The 19,404-nt window shown below is 67.2% G+C and carries 11 protein-coding genes; 10 read left to right on the forward strand and 1 reads right to left on the reverse strand.

Features of this window, described 5'->3' with window-relative positions; genetic code table 11:
* Positions 1-375 precede the first annotated feature (375 nt).
* From AC5P8F_RS13570 to AC5P8F_RS13605, 8 genes are all read left to right on the forward strand, one after another.
* On the forward strand, positions 376-3,504 hold the full coding sequence (locus AC5P8F_RS13570; protein ID WP_014647213.1) for a TonB-dependent receptor: 3,129 nt from the start codon (positions 376-378) through the stop codon (positions 3,502-3,504).
* A 130-nt stretch (positions 3,505-3,634) separates the two neighbouring features.
* Positions 3,635-4,393, forward strand: coding sequence for a SapC family protein (locus AC5P8F_RS13575; protein ID WP_241883885.1), 759 nt, complete (start codon positions 3,635-3,637; stop codon positions 4,391-4,393).
* A 3-nt stretch (positions 4,394-4,396) separates the two neighbouring features.
* A complete protein-coding gene (locus AC5P8F_RS13580) occupies positions 4,397-5,419 on the forward strand; it encodes a cupin-like domain-containing protein (protein ID WP_197574215.1) in 1,023 nt (340 codons plus the stop codon).
* 11 nt (positions 5,420-5,430) lie between these two features.
* Complete coding sequence (locus AC5P8F_RS13585) at positions 5,431-6,963, forward strand: tryptophan halogenase family protein (RefSeq protein ID WP_329767821.1); 1,533 nt, start codon at positions 5,431-5,433, stop codon at positions 6,961-6,963.
* Positions 6,964-7,126: 163 nt separating this feature from the next.
* Positions 7,127-8,620, forward strand: coding sequence for a xylulokinase (xylB, locus tag AC5P8F_RS13590; protein WP_495228352.1), 1,494 nt, complete (start codon positions 7,127-7,129; stop codon positions 8,618-8,620).
* Positions 8,621-8,663: 43 nt separating this feature from the next.
* Positions 8,664-9,998, forward strand: a complete 1,335-nt coding sequence (gene xylA, locus AC5P8F_RS13595) for a xylose isomerase (RefSeq protein ID WP_014647208.1) — start codon at positions 8,664-8,666, stop codon at positions 9,996-9,998.
* Positions 9,999-10,029: 31 nt separating this feature from the next.
* Positions 10,030-11,439, forward strand: a complete 1,410-nt coding sequence (locus AC5P8F_RS13600; RefSeq protein WP_495228354.1) for a sugar porter family MFS transporter — start codon at positions 10,030-10,032, stop codon at positions 11,437-11,439.
* Positions 11,436-13,994, forward strand: coding sequence for a glycoside hydrolase family 3 protein (locus AC5P8F_RS13605; protein WP_495228356.1), 2,559 nt, complete (start codon positions 11,436-11,438; stop codon positions 13,992-13,994). The genes AC5P8F_RS13600 and AC5P8F_RS13605 overlap by 4 nt, the downstream gene beginning before the upstream one ends.
* Positions 13,995-14,061: 67 nt before the next feature.
* Here AC5P8F_RS13605 and AC5P8F_RS13610 read toward each other — a convergent pair whose 3' ends face one another.
* On the reverse strand, positions 14,062-15,120 hold the full coding sequence (locus AC5P8F_RS13610; RefSeq protein WP_014647205.1) for a LacI family DNA-binding transcriptional regulator: 1,059 nt from the start codon (positions 15,118-15,120) through the stop codon (positions 14,062-14,064).
* Positions 15,121-15,212: 92 nt separating this feature from the next.
* On the opposite strand from AC5P8F_RS13610, the gene AC5P8F_RS13615 reads away from it, so the two are divergent.
* Complete coding sequence (locus AC5P8F_RS13615) at positions 15,213-17,387, forward strand: alpha-glucuronidase family glycosyl hydrolase (RefSeq protein WP_495228358.1); 2,175 nt, start codon at positions 15,213-15,215, stop codon at positions 17,385-17,387.
* Positions 17,384-19,372 carry a sialate O-acetylesterase gene (locus AC5P8F_RS13620; protein WP_495228360.1) on the forward strand — a complete coding sequence of 663 codons (1,989 nt, stop codon included), beginning with the start codon at positions 17,384-17,386 and terminating at the stop codon, positions 19,370-19,372. The genes AC5P8F_RS13615 and AC5P8F_RS13620 overlap by 4 nt, the downstream gene beginning before the upstream one ends.
* Positions 19,373-19,404 lie beyond the last annotated feature (32 nt).

A 19,404-nucleotide genomic window follows, 5' to 3' on the forward strand; every position in this document is an offset into this window, starting at 1 on the left:
GATGCAGCAGCAGCCCGGTCATCAGTAGCGGGGTGATTCCAGCGCCGCTACGCGCGCTGCCGATTTGCTGCGCTGCATGGTGACAAGCGCGAACCCGGGTGATTACTCTCCGCTGCAACGCGATGGTAGCGCTACCAGTCGGACGGGGATCCAGGGTCCAGGGGCTGCCTTCTTTGCCGCGTGTTTGTCCTGGCAGGCTTGAAAAGCAAGTGTAAGTCGCGGCGTGCTCCAGCAGCCGTGCTGTTCGGTTTGGAATGCGGGCCACGCCCGTGCGTGCCCCTGGGAGGGGGCGGTACATCCATTCGATCGTATGTCAGAGGGGACTTTCATGAGCACTTGCAGTTTCCGTGGCACCCCGGGCCCGAGGTCCGGTTCATGAGCCGCGCGTTGGCGAAGTTCCGGTCCCGGGCCATGTTCACCTTCGTGGGTGGCGCCCTGGTCATCAATCCTGCGTTTGCGCAGGACGCAGCAACGGCAACCGGGCAGCAGCCGCAGAGCCAGTCGCAGCCCACCCAGCTCGATGCAGTGCAGGTCACGGGCATACGCAACAGCCTGAGCCAGGCCATGGACATCAAGCGCGACTCGGCGGGCGTGGTCGATGCGATCAGCGCCGAGGACATCGGCAAGTTCCCCGATACCAATCTTGCCGAGTCGTTGCAGCGCATCACCGGCATCTCCATCGAGCGCCGTGACGGCGAGGGCGCGCAGGTGACCGCGCGTGGCTTTGGTCCGCAGTTCAACATGGTCACGCTCAATGGTCGCCAGATGCCCGGCGCCGATGCATTCGGTGCCTCCGGGCAGGTGGCCATCGGCGGTGTCGACGGCGGCACTCGCGCCTTCAATTTCGCGCAGCTGGCCGCCGAGGCCATCAATGGCATCGAGGTCTACAAGACCAGCCAGGCACAGGTGCCCAGCGGTGGCATCGGCGCGACGATCAACATCCTGACCTCTCGCCCGCTCGACCACGCCGGCATCGTGGCCAATGCCGGGGCAAAGCTGGTCTCCGACCAGAGCCAGCCGTTCGACAACGACCTGACGCCGGAGCTGTCGGGCATCTTCAGTTACAGCAATCCGGAAAAGACCTTTGGCGTCAGCCTCAGCGCGAGCCAGCAGAAGCGCAAGGGCGGCTCGGTGCAGGCCACGGAGAACTACTGGAACGTGCAGCCCTGGACGGGGTCGATGCCGGGCAACCCGACCGTGGTGAACGCCCCGGCCGTCGGCCAGCTCTATGCGCGGCCCAACGACCTGCGCTACGCGTTCTCCGAATTCGAGCGCGAGCGAGTCAATGGGCAGGCCGTGCTGCAGTTCGCACCGACGGACAGCCTGACCCTGACGATGGATTACACCTACTCGACCAACGAGATCACCGAGAATCGTGGCGAGCAGGGCATGTGGCTGCAGAACAGCAACTACACCAATGTCCAGTTCGACACCTCCGGTGCGGTCGCCACCCCGGTCTACATCCGCGAGATCGCCGGCACCAAGGACTTCGGGCTGGAACAGCAGCGCAGCATGCAGGAGTACAAGCTGGGCTCGCTGGGCTTCAACGCGGTCTGGAATGTCAGCGACCGTTTCAAGCTCAGCTTCGATGCGCACAATTCGAAGAATGAAAGCCGCCCCAATGACCCACTGACCGGCGGCGGCTCCATCTTCATGAGCATTGCCGGCACCAACAACTGCACCCGTGGCCCGCATTGCGGTGGCTCCTGGGTACAGGAGTTGAACTTCAACAATGGCCTGCCGGTCGGCACCCAGGTCTGGTATCCCAGTACTGCCGATGCGATCGCCGGGACCAATGGCGTGGTCAATCCGGGCTTCCAGGAAGGCGAGATAGGCACCCAGGTGCTGCGCGTCAACGCGCAGACCCAGATCAGCAAGATCAAGCAGGCGCGTGTCGACGGCGAATGGAACTTCGACCACGGCCGCTTCCAGTTCGGCGTGGATACGAACAAGTCCACCACCCACCGCATCCAGGCCGCCGAGGCCTATTCGACACTGGGCGACTGGGGCGTGGCCAACGTGGACCGGGATACCGCCGCCGGCCTGATGGACCTGCTGCAGCCGGTCAGCATCGTCGGCCTGTTCGATGACTACAGTGCCAACAGCTGGCCGGCCTGGCGCGGCAATGCCGGGCAGCTCGCGCAATGGGCGTCGCGCGAGTACGGCGTCGGCCTGGGCGTGGATCCGCAACGCGCTGCCGACAACTTCGTGGAAGAGAAGACCAAGGCGGCGTACTTCCAGGTGGAGCTGGACGGGGAGCTGGGCGGCATGCGCACCAATACCCGCCTGGGCGTGCGCTATGAAACCACCGACGTGGTGTCGACCTCGGTCATTGCCGTTCCCGAGTCCATCGAGTGGCAGGCCAACAACGATTTCCGCATCGTGCTGTCCGATGAGCAGCAGCCCTTCACCGAGAAGGCGCGGTACAGCTACATCCTGCCCAACCTTGATTTCAGCATCGACCTCACCGAGGAACTGAAGGGCCGCGTTTCGTTCGGCAAGAGCATCGCCCGCGCGCCGTACGGCAACCTGTATGCAGGGCCCGGTGCCCAGCAGCCGTTCGGCTCGGTGCTGATCGATCCGTCGTCGCGCGCCAGCGGCAATTCACAGAACCCGAGCCTGAAGCCGCTGGAATCGGACAACCTCGACCTGGGGCTGGAGTGGTACTTCGCCGACGCCAGCTATGTGTCATTGACCTACTGGAACAAGTCGGTCAGCAACTTCATCGGCAACACGGTCGTCCAGGAAAGCCTGTACGGCCTCACCGACCCGACCTCCGGGCCGGATGCGCGGGCGGCGTTGGACTTCCTGACCAGCGGCGCCTGCGTGGCCCAGGTCGGGCCGGCCAATGCGGCCGCCTGCTCAGCCAACGACACCTCGCTGTTCACCGCACTGGCGCTGCTGCGCAACAATCCAGCTGGCCTGGGCGCCTACAACGGCACCGATGCGCAGGTACTGGCCACCGAAGCGGCCTACGATCTGTATGGGCAGGCCAACGACCCGCTGTACCAGTTCAACGTCAATCGCCCGATCAACCAGAACAAGTCCAAGCTGCATGGCTGGGAACTGGGCGGCCAGTACTTCTTCGGTGACACCGGCTTCGGCGTGCTGGCCAACTACACCGTGGTCAAAGGTGATGTCGGCTACAACAATGGCGGCGATCCGGGTATCGACCAGTTCTCGCTCACCGGCCTGAGCGACACTGCCAACGCCATGCTGATGTACGAGAAGTACGGGTGGTCGGTGCGCCTGGCATGGAACTGGCGCGACCAGTACCTGATCCTGGCCAACCAGGGCTCCAGCCGCAATCCGTACTACGTGGAGCCGTACGAGCAGTGGGATCTCAGCGTCAACTACGCGCTGGATGACCACTGGTCCTTCAGCCTGGAGGCGATCAACCTGACCGGCGAGGATGTGCGGTGGCGCTCGCGCACCTCGCAGATGATCGTCAAGCTGGCCGACCAGAGCCCGCGCTACATGCTGGGCGTCCGCTACAAGTTCTGAGCCTGGTTGCCGATGCGCCCGGCACGGCACCGCTGTCCGCGGCGGTGCCGCCCGGGGCCGAGTCGCCGCACCTGTCGCGCGCCTGCGCTACCCTGCTGGCCAGCCACCCCGCACTGGACTGGATACCTCGATGGCCCGCTATGAAATGCTCAACAACATCGCGCATCGGGACCTGAAGGTCGCCACCGGATTCGGGCCGCAGTTCGGCGATGCGGTGGGCATGGTGCCGGCCTATCCCAGCGAGTTCGCCGAACTGCAGCGCGAGTATCCGATCTTCCTGCGCCGGGAGGCCGGGACCGGGGCGTGGCAGTCCGTGGCCCTGCTGGGTTTCGAGCAGCACGAGAACCTGTACCTGCAGGACGGACGCTGGAATGCCTCCTACCTGCCCGGCGCGGCCGCAAAAGGGCCGTTCCTGATCGGCTTCCAGGAGCACTACGTGGACGGCCTGCTCACCCAGGACGCGGTGATGCACGTCGACTTGGACCATCCGCGTGTCACCTGCGGCGCCGGTGAGCCGGTGTTCCTGCCGCAGGGTGGAAACACGCCTTACCTGGACCACATCGCTGGCGTGCTGCGCGGCATCCACGAGGGCAGTGCCTTCGCGGCCGGCATGTTCACGATGCTCGACGACTGTGGCCTCATCCAGCCGGTCACGCTTGATGTGCAGCTCGCGCCGCATCACCGCGTGGGGGTGAGCGGATTGCACGGCATCGACCGCGAGCGACTGGCGGCGCTGGACAGTTCACGCCTGGCGGCGTTGAACCGCGCCGGTTACCTGGAAGGTGCGTACCTGATGCTTGCGTCGCTGCATAACATGCGCCGCCTGATCGCCGAGAAGCAGCGCCGTCTCCGCGTCCAGGACGGCACCGCGCAGGCGGTCAGGAACTGACCGGTGCAAGCCCGCCTGCCGATACGGATCCTGGAAGGCATCGATCCTGCTGCCTTGCCATTGGCCGCCCTGGTGGAGGCCGGTGAGCCGGTCGTACTGCGCGGCATCGCCAGCGGTTGGCCACTGGTCCAGGCCGGACTGGGTGGCGTGCGTGACGCGATGGCGTACCTGTGCAGCGTCGATGCGGGTGCGCCCATCCAGTACTCGTTCGGCGGCGCCGAGATCGCGGGCCGCCCGTTCTACAGCGCGGACTTCACCCGGCTGAACTTCGAAGTGCGGCGTGGTGTACTCGCCCAGGTGCTGGAAGAGATCGCCGCGACGCTGCATGCGCCGCGGCCGCCAACCTATTACGTGGCCTCGCTGCCGATCACGCGGGCACTGCTGCCGGCATTCGCGCAGGCCAACGATGCCGGGCTGGCGAAGCAGGGCATCGACGCCACAGCCAGCATCTGGATCGGCAACCGGGTGACGGCCTCGTGCCATTTCGACACACCCGACAACCTCGCCTGCTGTGCGGTGGGGCAGCGCGAGTTCACGCTGTTCCCGCCCGCCCAGGTCGACAACCTGTATCCGGGCCCGCTCGATCCCACGCCGGGCGGACAGGTGGTCAGCGTGGTGGACTTCGAGCGCCCCGACTTCGATCGGCATCCACGTTTCCGCGAGGCGCTGGCGCATGCACGCAGCGCGGTACTTGGGCCCGGCGATGCGATCTTCATTCCCAGCATGTGGTGGCACCATGTACGCAGCCTGGAACCGTTCAACGTGCTGGTGAACTACTGGTGGCGAAGCTCACCGGCCTGGCTGGGGTCGCCGCTGGCGGCGCTGCAGCACGCGATGTGGTCCGTGCGCGACCTGCCAGCGCGTGAGAAGCAGGCCTGGGAAGGGCTCTTCCGTTACTACGTATTCGGCCCCGGCGAGCGCGCCGGTCAGCACCTGCCTGAGACGGCGCGCGGGGATCTGGCACCGTTCGACGAGCAGCGCGCCCGCCGCATGCGCGCGATGCTGCTGGGCAGGCTCAACCGTTGAGAGAGGGCACCGTGTTGGATACCCAGAGCACGCCTGCAGGGCGCATCCGCAAGGTGGTCATTGCCGGTGGCGGTACGGCGGGATGGCTGGCCGGCTGCGCGCTGGCGCATCAGTTCCGTGACCAGCTGCAGATCACGCTGGTCGAGTCCGAGCAGATCGGCACGGTCGGCGTCGGTGAGTCCACCGTGCCGCCGATCCGCACCTTCCATCGCTTCCTGCAGATTGACGAGCAGGAGTTCCTGCGCGCGGTGGCCGGCACCTTCAAGCTGTCGATCTCGTTCGAGAACTGGCGCCTGCCGGGGGATCGCTTCTTCCATCCGTTCGGCACCATCGGCCACGGCACCTGGGCGGCACCCTTCCATCACTTCTGGCTGGACAGCCTGCGCCGCGGCATGCCCTCGGAGCTGGGCGACTTCAGCCTGGAGAGCATCGCATCGCATGGCGACCGCTTCTCGCTGCACACCCAGCCGCAGGCCAGCTATGCGTATCATTTCGATGCCAGCCTGTATGCGCGGTTCCTGCGCCGCAGGGCCGAGGCCCACGGCCTGCGCCGGATCGAAGGCAGGATCGCCCAGGTCAGGCAGCACGCGCACGACGGTTCGGTGCAGGCGCTGGTACTGGACGACGGCCAGGTGATCGAGGGCGACCTGTTCATCGACTGCACCGGCTTCCGTGGCCTGCTGATCGAGCAGACGCTGGGCACCGGCTACGAGGACTGGCACCAATGGCTGCCGTGCGACCGCGCCGTGGCGGTGCAGACCGAAGCGGTGGCGCCGCCGGTGCCCTATACCCGGGCGATCGCCCACGAAGCGGGGTGGCGCTGGCACATCGCGCTGCAGCACCGCGTTGGCTGCGGGCTGGTGTATGACAGCCGCCACCTGTCCGATGACGAGGCCGCAGCGAAGCTGCTGCGCGATGCCGGGGCTCCACCCTTGCGCGATCCATGGAAGGTGCCGTTCCGCAGCGGGCGCCGGCTGAAGGCCTGGAACAGGAACGTGGTGTCGCTCGGGCTGTCCAGCGGCTTCATCGAACCGCTGGAGTCGACCAGCATCCATCTGACGATCAGCGCGGTAGTGCGCCTGATCCAGCTGTTCCCGTTCGACGGCATCAGTGCGTCGCTGGTGAAGCTGTACAACGATGTCAGCCGCCAGGAAATGGAGCACGTGCGCGACTTCATCATCCTGCACTACCACGCAACGCAGCGCACCGAACCGATGTGGAAGGCGTGTCGCGAAATGCGCTTGCCCGAATCGCTGCAGCAGCGGCTGAGCGCGTGGCGCGAGCGTGCACATGCGTGGCAGGACCCCGGCGAGGTTTTCCGCGTGGAATCCTGGACCAGCGTGCTGCTCGGGCAGGGCATCGCGCCCGGTCCCGCCCACCCGCTGGCGCGGGCCGTGAGCGACGCCGATCTGCGCACCCTGTTGAAGGACATCCAGCAGCCCGTGCAGCAGGCTGCCGCGCAGATGCCGGCGCAGGCGGAGTTCATCGCGCAGTACTGCAGGTCCGGCGTGGACGTGTGGCGTTCGACGGCAGCAAGCGCGTAACAGGGTTTTGCGTTGCAGCACGCTTTTTCCGCTGCAGCTGGTTACAGTGCGGCAACACCGCTGGCGATGACGCGCGCGGTGGCAACGAGGGGGCCGGACACCACGCCCCCTTTTTGAGTCCACGGAATGTTAGCGCTACCTTTTTTGATCGGAGGCGGTTTCGATGGGTCTGGTTGCAGGGATCGATGCAGGGACGCAGAGCCTGAAGGTGCTGGTCTATGACCCGCGGACGCAGGTGGTGGTGGCCTCGGCCAGCGTGCCGCTCGCGCTGGACAGCGGTGCCGACGGCAGCCGTGAACAGGCGCCTGCCGGCTGGGTGTCGGCCCTGCGCGACTGCTTTGCCAGGATCGACCCCTCGCTGCGCGCTCGCATCGTCGCACTGGCGGTATCGGGGCAGCAGCATGGGTTCGTGCTGGTTGATGATGCTGGCGAGGTACTGGCGCCGGCCAAGCTGTGGTGCGACACCAGCACCTCGGCCGAATGCATCCAGATCATGGACGCCGTGGGCGGGTTCCAACGGACCATCGCGCTGGCGGGCAACCCGATCCTGGCCGGCTACACAGCGTCCAAGCTGCCCTGGACCCGGATCCACCGTGCCGACGCCTATGCGCGGCTGGCGACCATCCTGCTGCCACACGACTACCTGAATTTCGTGTTGACCGGGCAGCGGTTCTGCGAGCTTGGCGATGCGTCCGGAACCGGCTGGCTGGACGTGCGCACACGCACCTGGTCGCAGGAACTGCTGCGCGCCACCGATCCTGATCGTGATCTTGCCGCCTGCCTGCCGCCGATCGCAGCACCCGATGCCCTGTTCGATATCGCGCCGAAGGCAGCGGCCGAGTTGGGGCTGCCGGCGGCCGTGAAGATTGCCGTAGGTGGCGGCGACAACATGATGGCGGCAATCGGCACCGGCTGCGTCACGGAAGGGCGGCTGGCGATGAGCCTGGGAACCTCCGGAACGCTGTTCGCCTATTCCGGCTCGCCGGTGATCGATCCGGACGGCGCGTGGGCGGCGTTCTGCTCGTCCACGGGGGGCTGGCTGCCGCTGATCTGCACCATGAACTGCACCGTGGCCACCGAACGCGTGGCCAGCGCCCTCGGTTTCAGCACCCGCGACGGCGATGCGCACCTCCACGCGACGCCGCCGGGCGCAGGGGGGCTGGTGATGCTGCCGTTCCTCAATGGCGAACGTACCCCCGACCTGCCGCTCGGCAAGGGCGTGCTGGCAGGCCTGGACATCGCCAATTTCACCCCGGCGCACCTCTACCGCGCCGCCATGGAGGGCGCGACCTACAGCCTGAAGTACGGCTACGACGCCTTCGTCCGCGCGGGCATGCAGTTCGATCGCATCGTGCTCACCGGCGGCGGCAGCAACAGCGCGGCCTGGCGTCAGCTGGTGGCTGATGTGTTCGGCCTGCCGGTGGACGTCCCGGTGCAGGCCGAAGGCGCGGCGTTTGGTGCGGCACTGCAGGCGCTGTGGGCGCTCGCCCGGGCGCAGGGAGACGCCGCCTCGATCAGCGACATCACCGCGCGCCACGTCACCGTCGATCCCGCGCAGTCCGCACGGCCGGATCCGGATCGCAGCGCTGCCTATGCACGGGCCTACGCACGCTTCCTCAGCCATCTTGATGCCATCGCGCCGCTGCAGCGCGGCTGATGGCTCCTCCACGACACCTCGTACAACGACAGGAGCACGCACCATGAGCACGCAGCCCTTCATCGGCGCCAAGGAGTACTTCCCCGGCGTCGGCCGCATTCCGTTCGAGGGCAAGGGCTCGGACAATCCGCTTGCCTTCAAGGTCTACGATGCAAACCGGGTCATCGGTGGCAAGACCATGCAGGAGCATCTGCGCTTCGCCGTGTGCTACTGGCACACCTTCTGCAATGCCGGGCACGATCCGTTCGGCCCGGGTACCCGGCAGTTCCCGTGGGAGGCAGCCTCGCCACTGGCCACGGCCGAAGCGAAGGTGGACGCGGCGTTCGAGTTCTTCACCAAGCTGGGCGTGCCGTACTGGTGCTTCCACGATATCGACCTGGCGCCGGATGCCGACGACATCGGCCAGTACCAGAAGAACCTCTCGCACATGGTGGCCCTGGCCAAGGCGCGCCAGGAGGCCACCGGCGTCAGGCTGCTGTGGGGCACGGCCAACCTGTTCTCGCACCCGCGCTACATGAACGGCGCATCGACCAACCCCGACTTCGCAGTGGTCGCGCGCGCAGCGGTGCAGGTCAAGGCCGCGCTGGAGGCCACGGTCGAACTCGGCGGCGAGCACTACGTTTTCTGGGGCGGACGCGAAGGTTATGCGTCGTTGGCCAATACCCAGATGAAGCGCGAGATCGAACATTTCGCGCGCTTCCTCACCATGGCCCGCGACTACGGCCGCAGCATCGGCCTGAAGGGCAACTTCCTGATCGAGCCCAAGCCGATGGAGCCGATGAAGCACCAGTATGACTTCGACAGTGCCACGGTGGTGGGCTTCCTGAAGGAGCATGGGCTGGACAAGGACTTCAAGCTCAACATCGAAGCCAACCACGCCACGTTGTCCGGGCACACCTTCGAGCACGACCTGCAGGTTGCGTCCGACCATGGCCTGCTCGGCAGCATCGATGCCAACCGCGGCAACGCGCAGAACGGCTGGGACACCGACCAGTTCCCCAGCGATCTGTACGACACGGTAGGTGCAATGCTGGTCGTGCTGCGCCAGGGCGGGCTGGAGGGCGGGTTGAACTTCGATGCCAAAGTGCGCCGTGAGTCGACCGACCTGGAGGATCTGTTCATTGCCCATATCGGCGGCATGGATGCGTTCGCACGCGGGCTGGAGGTTGCCCATGCACTGCTGACCGAGTCGCCCTGGGAGCAATGGCGCAAGGAGCGCTACGCGAGTTTCGACAGCGGCGCCGGCCAGGAGTTCGAGCGTGGCGCGCTCAGCCTGCCGGACCTGGCGGGCCTGGCCGCCCGCCTCGGCGAACCGCACCAGGCCAGCGGCAAGCAGGAGCGTTACGAAAATCTGCTCAACCAGTACCTGCTGCGCTGAGCGCGGCAACGATGCACTCAAGGGGACGGGAATGAACCAGGCAGCAGGCAGCGGTGAGAACACCCGGCTGATCGTACTGATCAGCGTGGTAGCGACGATTGGCGGTTTTCTGTTCGGCTTCGACAGCGGCGTGATCAACGGCACCCAGGACGGCCTGCACCAGGCGTTCCGGTCCGGTGAATGGATGCAGGGGTTCGAGATCGCGTCGATGCTGCTGGGCTGTGCGGTGGGCGCGTTCAGTGCCGGCCGCCTGGCCGACCGCCTCGGCCGTCGCAACGTGCTGATCCTGTCGGCGGTGATGTTCCTGCTGTCGGCACTCGGTGCCGGGGCGGCGGCCTCGTCGGGCTGGTTCATTGCGGCGCGGGTGTTGGGTGGGTTCGCGGTAGGCGCGGCGAGCGTGATCTCGCCGGCCTACATTGCCGAGGTCGCTCCGGCCCGCTATCGCGGCCGCCTGGCCACGGTGCAGCAGATCGCGATCATCACCGGGCTCACCGCTGCCTTCCTGTCCAACTACCTGCTGGCGGCCGCAGCGGGCGCGTCGACCGAGCCGCTGTGGGCCGGGCAGGCTGCCTGGCGCTGGATGTTCTGGATGCAGGCCGCGCCATCGCTGGTGTTCCTGCTGCTGTTGCTGACCATTCCTGAGAGCCCGCGCTACCTGGTGGTGAAGCGGCGCAAGGACGACGCGCTGCGCGTGCTCACCCGGCTGCTCGGCAACGACAAGGCCCGCGCCACGCTCGAAGAGATCGATGCCTCGCTGTCCAACGACCACCATCGCCCGCGCCTGTCCGATCTGAAGAGCCGGGCGACCGGGCGGATCCGCCCGATTGTGTGGGTCGGCGTCGGACTGGCCTGCTTCCAGCAGCTGGTCGGCATCAACGTGGTGTTCTACTACGGCGCCGTGCTGTGGCAGGCGGTCGGCTTTTCCGAAAACGACGCGCTGCTGATCAACGTGCTGTCCGGCGCGCTGAGCATCGGCGCCTGCGTGGTCACGGTGCTGCTGATCGACCGGATCGGCCGCAAGCCCCTGCTGTGGTTCGGCTCGGCCGGGATGTCGCTGTCGCTTGCACTGGTGGTGGTCGCGTTTGCAAGTGGTTCACTGGCCGACGGGCATCTGCAGCTACCCGGGCGCATGGGCACGCTGGCGCTGGTGGCGGCCAATGCCTATGTCGTGTTCTTCAACCTGTCGTGGGGGCCGGTGATGTGGGTGATGCTGGGCGAGATGTTCCCGAACCAGATCCGCGGTTCGGCACTGGCGGTCGCCGGCGCAGCGCAATGGACCTCCAACTTCGTGGTCACGGTGACGTTCCCGATGCTGCTGGCCGCGGCCGGGCTGGCGGCCACCTACGGCATCTACCTGGTGGCGGCGATCATCTCGGTGATTTTCGTGGTCCGGCATGTGCACGAGACCAAGGGCAAGGAACTGGAGCAGATGGAAGGATGAGCGCCATGACATCGCAGACCTCCGTATCCCGCAGCGGCATGCTGCTCGCAGTAGTGATGCTGGGATTGCTCGGTTGCCACGGCCAGGACCGGCCCGCCGCCACTGCGGGAACCGCCAGCGACCCGTGGCCGCAGGTCACCTGGCCACTGGCCGCGGATCCTGCTCTGGAGAAGCGGATCACCGACCTGATGGCCGGCATGACGGTGGAGGAAAAGGTCGGCCAGCTCGTGCAGGGCGACATTGCCAGCCTCACCCCCGATGACGTGCGGCGCTACCGCCTTGGTTCGATCCTGGCCGGTGGCAATTCCGACCCCGGTGGCCGCTACGATGCGTCGCCAGCCGAGTGGCTGGCGCTGGCAGACGCCTTTTACGACGCGTCCATGGACACGTCGAAAGGCGGCAAGGCCATCCCGCTGCTGTTCGGCATCGATGCCGTGCACGGGCAGAGCAACATCATTGGCGCCACGTTGTTCCCGCACAACATCGGGCTGGGCGCCACGCGCAATCCGGAGCTGCTGCGGAAGATCGGTGACATCACCGCGCTGGAAACCCGCGTCACCGGCATGGAGTGGACGTTCGCGCCGACCGTTGCGGTACCCCAGGATGATCGCTGGGGCCGCAGCTACGAGGGCTACTCGGAATCGCCCGAGGTGGTGGCCAGCTATGCCGGCGCCATGGTGGAGGGATTGCAGGGCAGGGTGGGAACACCGGAGTTCCTCGATGGCCGCCATGTGATCGCCTCGGTGAAGCACTTTCTCGGTGATGGCGGCACCACCGACGGCAAGGACCAGGGCGACACCCGCATCAGTGAGCCGGACCTGGTACGCATCCACGCCGCCGGATACCCGCCGGCCATCGCCGCCGGCGCGCAGACCGCGATGGCATCGTTCAACAGCGTCAACGGTGAAAAGATGCACGGGCACCGGCACTACCTCACCGATGTGCTCAAGGGACGCATGAACTTCGGTGGCTTCGTGGTGGGCGACTGGAATGGTCATGGCCAGGTCAAGGGCTGCACCACCACGGACTGCCCGGCCACGATCAACGCGGGCCTGGACATGGCGATGGCCTCGGACAGCTGGAAAGGCTTCTACGAGACGACGCTGGCTGCGGTGAAGGACGGCCGGATAACGCCGCAGCGCCTGGACGATGCGGTGCGCCGGATACTGCGGGTCAAGTTCCGCCTGGGGCTGTTCGAGGCCGGCAGGCCGTCCACGCGGGCCGTTGGCGGGCAGTTCGCACTGATCGGCGCGCCGGCACATCGCGCGGTGGCCCGGCAGGCCGTGCGCGAATCGCTGGTCCTGCTGAAGAACCAGAACGGCGTCCTGCCGCTGTCGCCGAAGCAGCGGATCCTCGTGGCCGGCGACGGTGCCAACGATGTCGGCAAGCAGGCCGGTGGCTGGACGCTCAACTGGCAGGGCACCGGCACCACGCGCAAGGACTTCCCCAATGCGGACTCCATCTACGAGGGCATCGCGCGCCAGGCCAGGGCGGCCGGTGGTGAAGCCGTGCTTGCCGTTGACGGTCGCTATGCAGTGAAACCCGACGTGGCGGTGGTGGTGTTTGGCGAAGACCCCTATGCCGAGTTCCAGGGGGACCGGCCCACCTTGGCCTACAAGCCGGGCAACGAAACGGATCTGGCGCTGCTCAAGCGACTCAAGGCCGATGGCATACCGGTCGTCGCGGTCTTCCTGAGCGGGCGGCCGCTCTGGGTGAACCGGGAAATCAATGCCGCCGATGCCTTCGTGGCCGCGTGGCTGCCGGGCTCGGAAGGCGCCGGCATTGCCGATGTACTGCTGCGCGGAAGCGATGGCGGGGTGCAGCACGATTTCAAGGGCAAGCTCAGTTTCAGCTGGCCGCGCACCGCCACCCAGTACGCCAACAACGTCGGCCAGAAGGACTACGATCCGTTGTTTGCGTTCGGCTTCGGCCTGACCTACGCCGACAACGGCGACCTGGCCGCGCTGCCGGAGGCATCGGGCGTGACCGGCAACGAGGGCGCGACCGGCGTGTTCTTCGCGCGCGGTGATGCAGGCCCCGGCATGGCGCTGCGCCTTGAGCAGGCCGCAGGCCAGGGCCTGACCGTGACCCGCGTGCCGGACGCGTTGCCCGATGATCGGCTGAAGATCACCGGCGTGGATCATCTGGCGCAGGAGGATGGGCGACGCCTGGCCTGGTCGGGCAAGGGCGAGGCCGTTGCTGCACTGCAGTCGCACACGGCGCTGGACCTGCAGCGCGAATCCAACGGTGACCTGATGCTGCTGACCACGCTGCGCGTGGACGCTGCGCCGGAGGGTGAGGCGTGGCTGTCGGTCGGTTGCGGCGTGGGCTGCTCGGCACGCATCGCCATCGGGCCGTCGCTGGCGGCCCTTCCACAAGGCCAGTGGAAGCGCGTTGGCGTGCCGCTGAAGTGCCTGGCCAAGGCGGGTGCAAAGCTGGACGCGATCGACCGACCGTGGTCGGTGGTGACGGCCGATGCGATGACGATCTCCGTGTCACGCGTCGCGCTGGGCGCACTGAACGAAGCCGAGGTCGCCCTTGGATGCGGCGCATGATTGCTGCCGGCCTGACCGGCACCCTGCCGCCTACTGCGCAGGCGCAGGCATGAGGGCGGGGCCTTCGCTACCGGCGCGTGGGCGGTGCGGCTACCGAACCGCGTGCGATCAGCCGATGCGGCATCACATGTTCGCGCAGCACCGTTGCGTCCCCCGCAGGCCGGCGGATGGTGCGCAGCAGGATGTCGATGGCCGCGTTGGCCATCGAGGCGATGGGCTGGTGGATCGTGGTCAGTTCCGGCCACACGGTGGTGGCGGCCGAGGTGTCATCGAAACCCACCACCGACAGGTCGCGTGGCACTTCCAGCCCGCGCCGATGCGCCACGGAGATGGCGGCGGCGCCCATGTCGTCGTTGCTGGCGAAAATCGCGGTCGGTGGCCGGCGCTGGGACAGCAGCTTCTCGGCCGCGGCCAGGCCGGACCGGTAGGTGTAGTCACCGTGCTGGACCAGGCCGGGCTCCACCGCCAGCCCGGCCTCGCGCAGGGCGGTGACGAAGCCGTCGTAGCGGAGTGCACTTGCGCTCAGGTCATCGCGCCCACGGATGAAACCGATGCGGGTGTGTCCCTGCCGGAGCAGGTGATCGGTCATTTCCCTGCCCGCACTGAAATCGTCGATGCGGACGCAGGACAGGGCCTCGCTCAGGCGACCCGATGCGATGGCCACCACCGGAATGCCAGCCTTGACCAGTTCGCTTACGGCGGCCTGCGATTCGCACAGCGGCGGCGGCAGGATCACCCCGTCGACGCGTCCGGCGAGCGCACGCGCCGCCCTGCGTTCGGATTCGGCATCCAGGTTGTCCCAGTAGTCGATGACCAGCTGGATGGCGGAACTGGAGGCAACGCGCAGCAGGCCCACCAGCAGTTCGCGCAGGTAGGCGCCGCTGGGGTTGGTGTAGATCAGCGCAATGCGCGTGTGCTGTGCAGCGGCCAGCGAACTGGCGGCAAGATTGGGCGTATAGCCCAGCTCACGCACGGCGCGCAGCACGCGCTCGCGGGTGACGTCGCGCACCTTGCCCTGGTTGATTACCCGCGACACGGTCATCGGCGAAACGCCGGCAAGGGCCGCAACCTCGTCGATCGTCACGCCTGCGGTTCTGCGGCGAACCGATTTCTTCGGCTTGTCCAATGCACGATCCCTTTGTTCTTGGTGGCGCAGCCGCGCGGGTGCGAAGGACGATGATGCGCTGCCCCGGGCCCGGACGTAGTCTACAAAGGCGCATGTTAACGCCGTTGTTGCGCGCTGTCGGCACGCACCTGTGGGCCCTGCTCGTGCTGCTGGCCTGTGTTGGCGGGGCACGGGCGGAGGATGGCTATGCGCTGTGGATGCGCTACCAGCCGGTTGCCGCAACGGTCGCTGCCGATTACCGGCGGCAACTGGCCGAAGTGGTGGCCCCGGATCGCACGCCAATGCAGCGCGCCACCCGCGACGAGCTTGCGCGCAGCCTCCCTGGATTGCTGGGAGCGTCGCCGCCAATGCGAACGGCAATCAGTACCGAGCGTGCCCTGGTGCTGGGCACGCCGCAATCTTCGACACTCGTCGCCGCGTACGGCAACGAGATCGCCACGTTGGGCGACGAGGGCTTCCTGATCCGCCGGGTCCGGATCGAGGCGCGCGATGTGCTGCTTGTGGCGGCACGCCAGGATGTCGGCGTGCTGTATGGCATGTTCCATCTGCTGCGGCTGATGCAGCGTGGCACCCCACTGCAGGCGCTGGATGTGCATGAGTCGCCGCAGGTCGCACTGCGTGTGCTCAACCATTGGGACGACCTGGATCGTTACGTCGAGCGTGGCTATGCAGGCAGCTCGCTGTGGGACTGGCAGACGTTGCCGCAGTGGCGTGACCCGCGCTACACCGACTACGCCCGTGCCAACGCCTCGCTCGGCATCAACGGCACCGTCCTCAACAACGTCAATGCCAGTGCGCTGAGCCTGTCGCCGGCCTATCTGGCCAAGGCCGCCGCGCTGGCCGACCTGTTCCGGCCCTATGGCATCCGGGTCTACCTGAGCGCGCGCTTCAGTGCGCCCATCGAGCTTGGCGGCCTGGCAACGGCTGATCCGCTGGATCCGGCTGTGCGGCGCTGGTGGCGCGACAAGGTCGATGAGATCCATGCGCGCATTCCGGATTTCGGCGGTTTCCTGGTCAAGGCGAACTCGGAGGGGCAACCCGGCCCGCAGGATTACGGTCGTTCCCATGCCGACGGCGCCAACCTGCTGGCCGAGGCACTGGCGCCCTACAACGGCGTAGTGATGTGGCGCGCCTTCGTGTACTCGCACCAGGTTCCCGAAGATCGCGCCAAGCAGGCGTACAGCGAGTTTGTCGGGCTGGACGGTGCCTTCCGCCCCAACGTGATCGTGCAGGTGAAGAACGGTCCCATCGACTTCCAGCCGCGCGAGCCGTTCCATCCGCTGTTCGGCGCCATGCCACGCACGCCGCTGATGATGGAACTGCAGATCACCAAGGAGTACCTGGGTTTTGCGACGCACCTGGTGTACCTGGGAACGCTTTACGAAGAAGTGCTGCAGGCCGACACCCATGCACGTGGCGAGGGCTCCACGGTCGCCCGCGTGATCGACGGCTCGTTGGAAGGTCATGCACTGACCGGCATCGCCGGCGTTGCGAACATTGGCGTAGACCGCACCTGGAGCGGCTCGCATTTCGACCAGGCCAACTGGTACGCGTTCGGGCGACTGGCATGGAATCCGCAGCAGTCCGCGCGCGGCATTGCCGAGGACTGGGCCGCGCTGACCTTCTCGCCCGACCCGCAGGTGACCGGCCCGATCGTGCGGATGATGATGGACTCGCGCGAGGCGGCAGTGGACTACATGACGCCGCTTGGGTTGCATCACCTCATGGCACGCGGCCATCACTACGGTCCCGGCCCCTGGGTGGACGGCGGCCCGCGTGCGGACTGGACGTCGGTCTACTACCACCGTGCAGACCGCAACGGCATCGGTTTTGACCGCAGCGCAAGCGGAAGCAACGCCGTGGGGCAGTACTTCCCGCCGGTTGCCGGGGTTTATGGCGATCCGGCGCGGGTGCCCGAGTCGCTGCTGCTGTGGTTCCATCACGTGCCGTGGGACCGCCGCATGCGCTCGGGCAGGACGCTGTGGGACGAACTGGTCGGGCGCTATTCGCGGGGTGTGCGCCAGGTGCAGTCGATGCAGGCGACCTGGGCGGGCCTGCGCGATCGGATCGATCCGCAGCGGCACCAGCAGGTGGCGGCGTTCCTGCAGATCCAGCGCGAGGAAGCGCAGTGGTGGCGCGATGCCAGTGTGGCGTACTTCCAGTCAGTCAGCGGCCGACCGCTGCCGGCGGGAGAACGGCCACCGCCACAGCCGTTGTCGTACTACCAGGCGTTGCAGTTTCCTTTCGCACCCGGAGATGGGCGATGAACCGGTTCGGATGGTCCGCGCGCGCGGCGGCGTTGATGGTGCTGGCGTGGCTTGCCGCACCGGTGGCGGCCGGCGAAACGACGGGTTTGCTGCACCCGCTGTTCCAGGACCATGCGGTCCTGCAGCGCGACCGGCCGATCACCGTCTGGGGCCAGGCAAGCCCTGGGCAGGCGGTATCGGCCACCTTCGCGGGCCAGGCGGTGGCCACACAGGCCGATAGGGCAGGCCGCTGGCAGGCCATGTTCCCCGCCATCGCCGCAGGCGGCCCGTACACCCTCGAGGCAACCGCCGGGACCCGGCGTGAGACGGCGCGGGATCTTCTGGTCGGCGACGTCTGGTTGTGCGCGGGGCAGTCGAACATGGAGCTGCCGGTCTGGCGCTCGCTCAACGCAGCCAGCGAGATCGCCTCGGCCACGCTGCCACGGATCCGGCTGTTCAGCGTGCCGAAGGACGCGGCCGTGCAGGCGCAGGAGAGCTTCAAGGGTGACCCTGGATGGACGCGGGCAACGCCCGATTCGGTGCGCGGTTTCTCTGCAGCCTGCTTCTATTTCGCCCGCGAACTGCAGCGCACGGTTGCCGTACCGATGGGGCTGATCCAGGCAGCGTGGGGCGGCTCGCGGATCGAGGCCTGGACCAGTACCGATGCCCTGCGCGGGCAAGGTGGCATGGACGAGGCCCTCGATATTCTCGCGCGCTCTGCCCGTGATCCGCTGGAGGCACGCGCAGCCTGGGGCCGCCACTGGCAGCACTGGTGGGAGACGCGCGAAGGGGCGCTGCCGGGCGACGCACCTTGGCGCGCGGATACCGATGACCGCGCATGGTCGCACGCACCGGCCACACTGGGCGCATGGGAGCGGTGGAACGAGCCCGCGCTTGCCGATTACAACGGCATGGTCTGGTATCGCACGCAGGTGGTGCTGAGCGCTGAACAGGCTGCACGCGGCGCGACCCTGGAGCTGGCATCGGCCGACGAGGTGGACGTGACCTGGGTGAACGGGGTCGCCGTCGGCAGCCAGTACGGCGCCGGCCAGAGGCGCTATCCGTTGCCGAGTGGCCTGTTGAAGGCGGGATCCAACAGCATTGCGGTCAACGTGCTGGACACCTACGGCGAAGGCGGCCTGGCCGGCCCCTCAACGGCATACGGCCTGCAGTTCGACAACGGCGAGCGCGTGGCACTGCAGGGCCTCTGGAAATACCGGGTGGCGGCGGGCCAGCAGGCGCCGCCTTTCGCGCCATGGCAGGCCGCCACCGGGCTGTCGACGCTGTACAACGGGATGATCGCACCGCTCGGGGGCTTCGGGCTGCGCGGCATGCTCTGGTATCAAGGTGAATCGAACACCAGCGATGGTGCGGCGTATGCGATGCGGTTGCGTGCGCTGCGCGAGGACTGGCGGCGGCAGTTCGGTGCGCGCACGCAACTGCTGCTGGTGCAGCTGGCCGGCTACGGCCAGCCGCCGGTGGTGCCCGCCGCCAGCGGTTGGGCGCAGGTGCGTGAGGCGCAGCGGCGCGTCGCCGCCGAGGATGCGCGGAGCGGGCTCGCCATTGCCATCGACATCGGCGACGCCTACGACATCCATCCGCCGAACAAGCAGGAGCTCGGGCGCCGCCTGGCGCGCGTGGCGCGCCACGTGGTGTACGGCAAGCAGGACGTGGCGCCGTCGGGTCCGCGAGCGGTAACGGCCGTGCGGACGCCCGCTGGCGTGGCCATTGCGTTCGAGGATGTCGAAGGCGTGCTCACCGCGACCGGCGCGCTGCGTCCGATTGGTTTTGAACTGTGCGGGACCAGGGGTGATACCCGCCACTGCGACTACGGCGACGCCGAACTGGATGGGCGCCGGATCCTGCTGCGCGGCCCGCTGTCGACGCACGCAACGCATGTCCGCTATTGCTGGGCCGATGGCCCGGTGTGCACGCTACGCGACCGCAGCGGGGCACCGGCAGGCCCGTTCGAACTTCCCATTGCCGAAGCCGAGACGCGACGATGATGACGTTGTCCAAGCAGTCCCCTCCGGTCCGC

This window comes from Stenotrophomonas sp. YJH_SMC_69, assembly GCF_059370495.1.

What these genes read in the sequence shown, in the direction of transcription:
- AC5P8F_RS13570 (WP_014647213.1), top strand. Translation starts at nt 376, where the DNA reads ATGAGCCGCGCGTTGGCGAAGTTCCGGTCCCGGGCCATGTTCACCTTC.
- AC5P8F_RS13575 (WP_241883885.1), top strand. Translation starts at nt 3,635, where the DNA reads ATGGCCCGCTATGAAATGCTCAACAACATCGCGCATCGGGACCTGAAG.
- xylB (WP_495228352.1), top strand. Translation starts at nt 7,127, where the DNA reads ATGGGTCTGGTTGCAGGGATCGATGCAGGGACGCAGAGCCTGAAGGTG.
- xylA (WP_014647208.1), top strand. Translation starts at nt 8,664, where the DNA reads ATGAGCACGCAGCCCTTCATCGGCGCCAAGGAGTACTTCCCCGGCGTC.
- AC5P8F_RS13600 (WP_495228354.1), top strand. Translation starts at nt 10,030, where the DNA reads ATGAACCAGGCAGCAGGCAGCGGTGAGAACACCCGGCTGATCGTACTG.
- AC5P8F_RS13605 (WP_495228356.1), top strand. Translation starts at nt 11,436, where the DNA reads ATGAGCGCCATGACATCGCAGACCTCCGTATCCCGCAGCGGCATGCTG.
- AC5P8F_RS13615 (WP_495228358.1), top strand. Translation starts at nt 15,213, where the DNA reads ATGTTAACGCCGTTGTTGCGCGCTGTCGGCACGCACCTGTGGGCCCTG.
- AC5P8F_RS13620 (WP_495228360.1), top strand. Translation starts at nt 17,384, where the DNA reads ATGAACCGGTTCGGATGGTCCGCGCGCGCGGCGGCGTTGATGGTGCTG.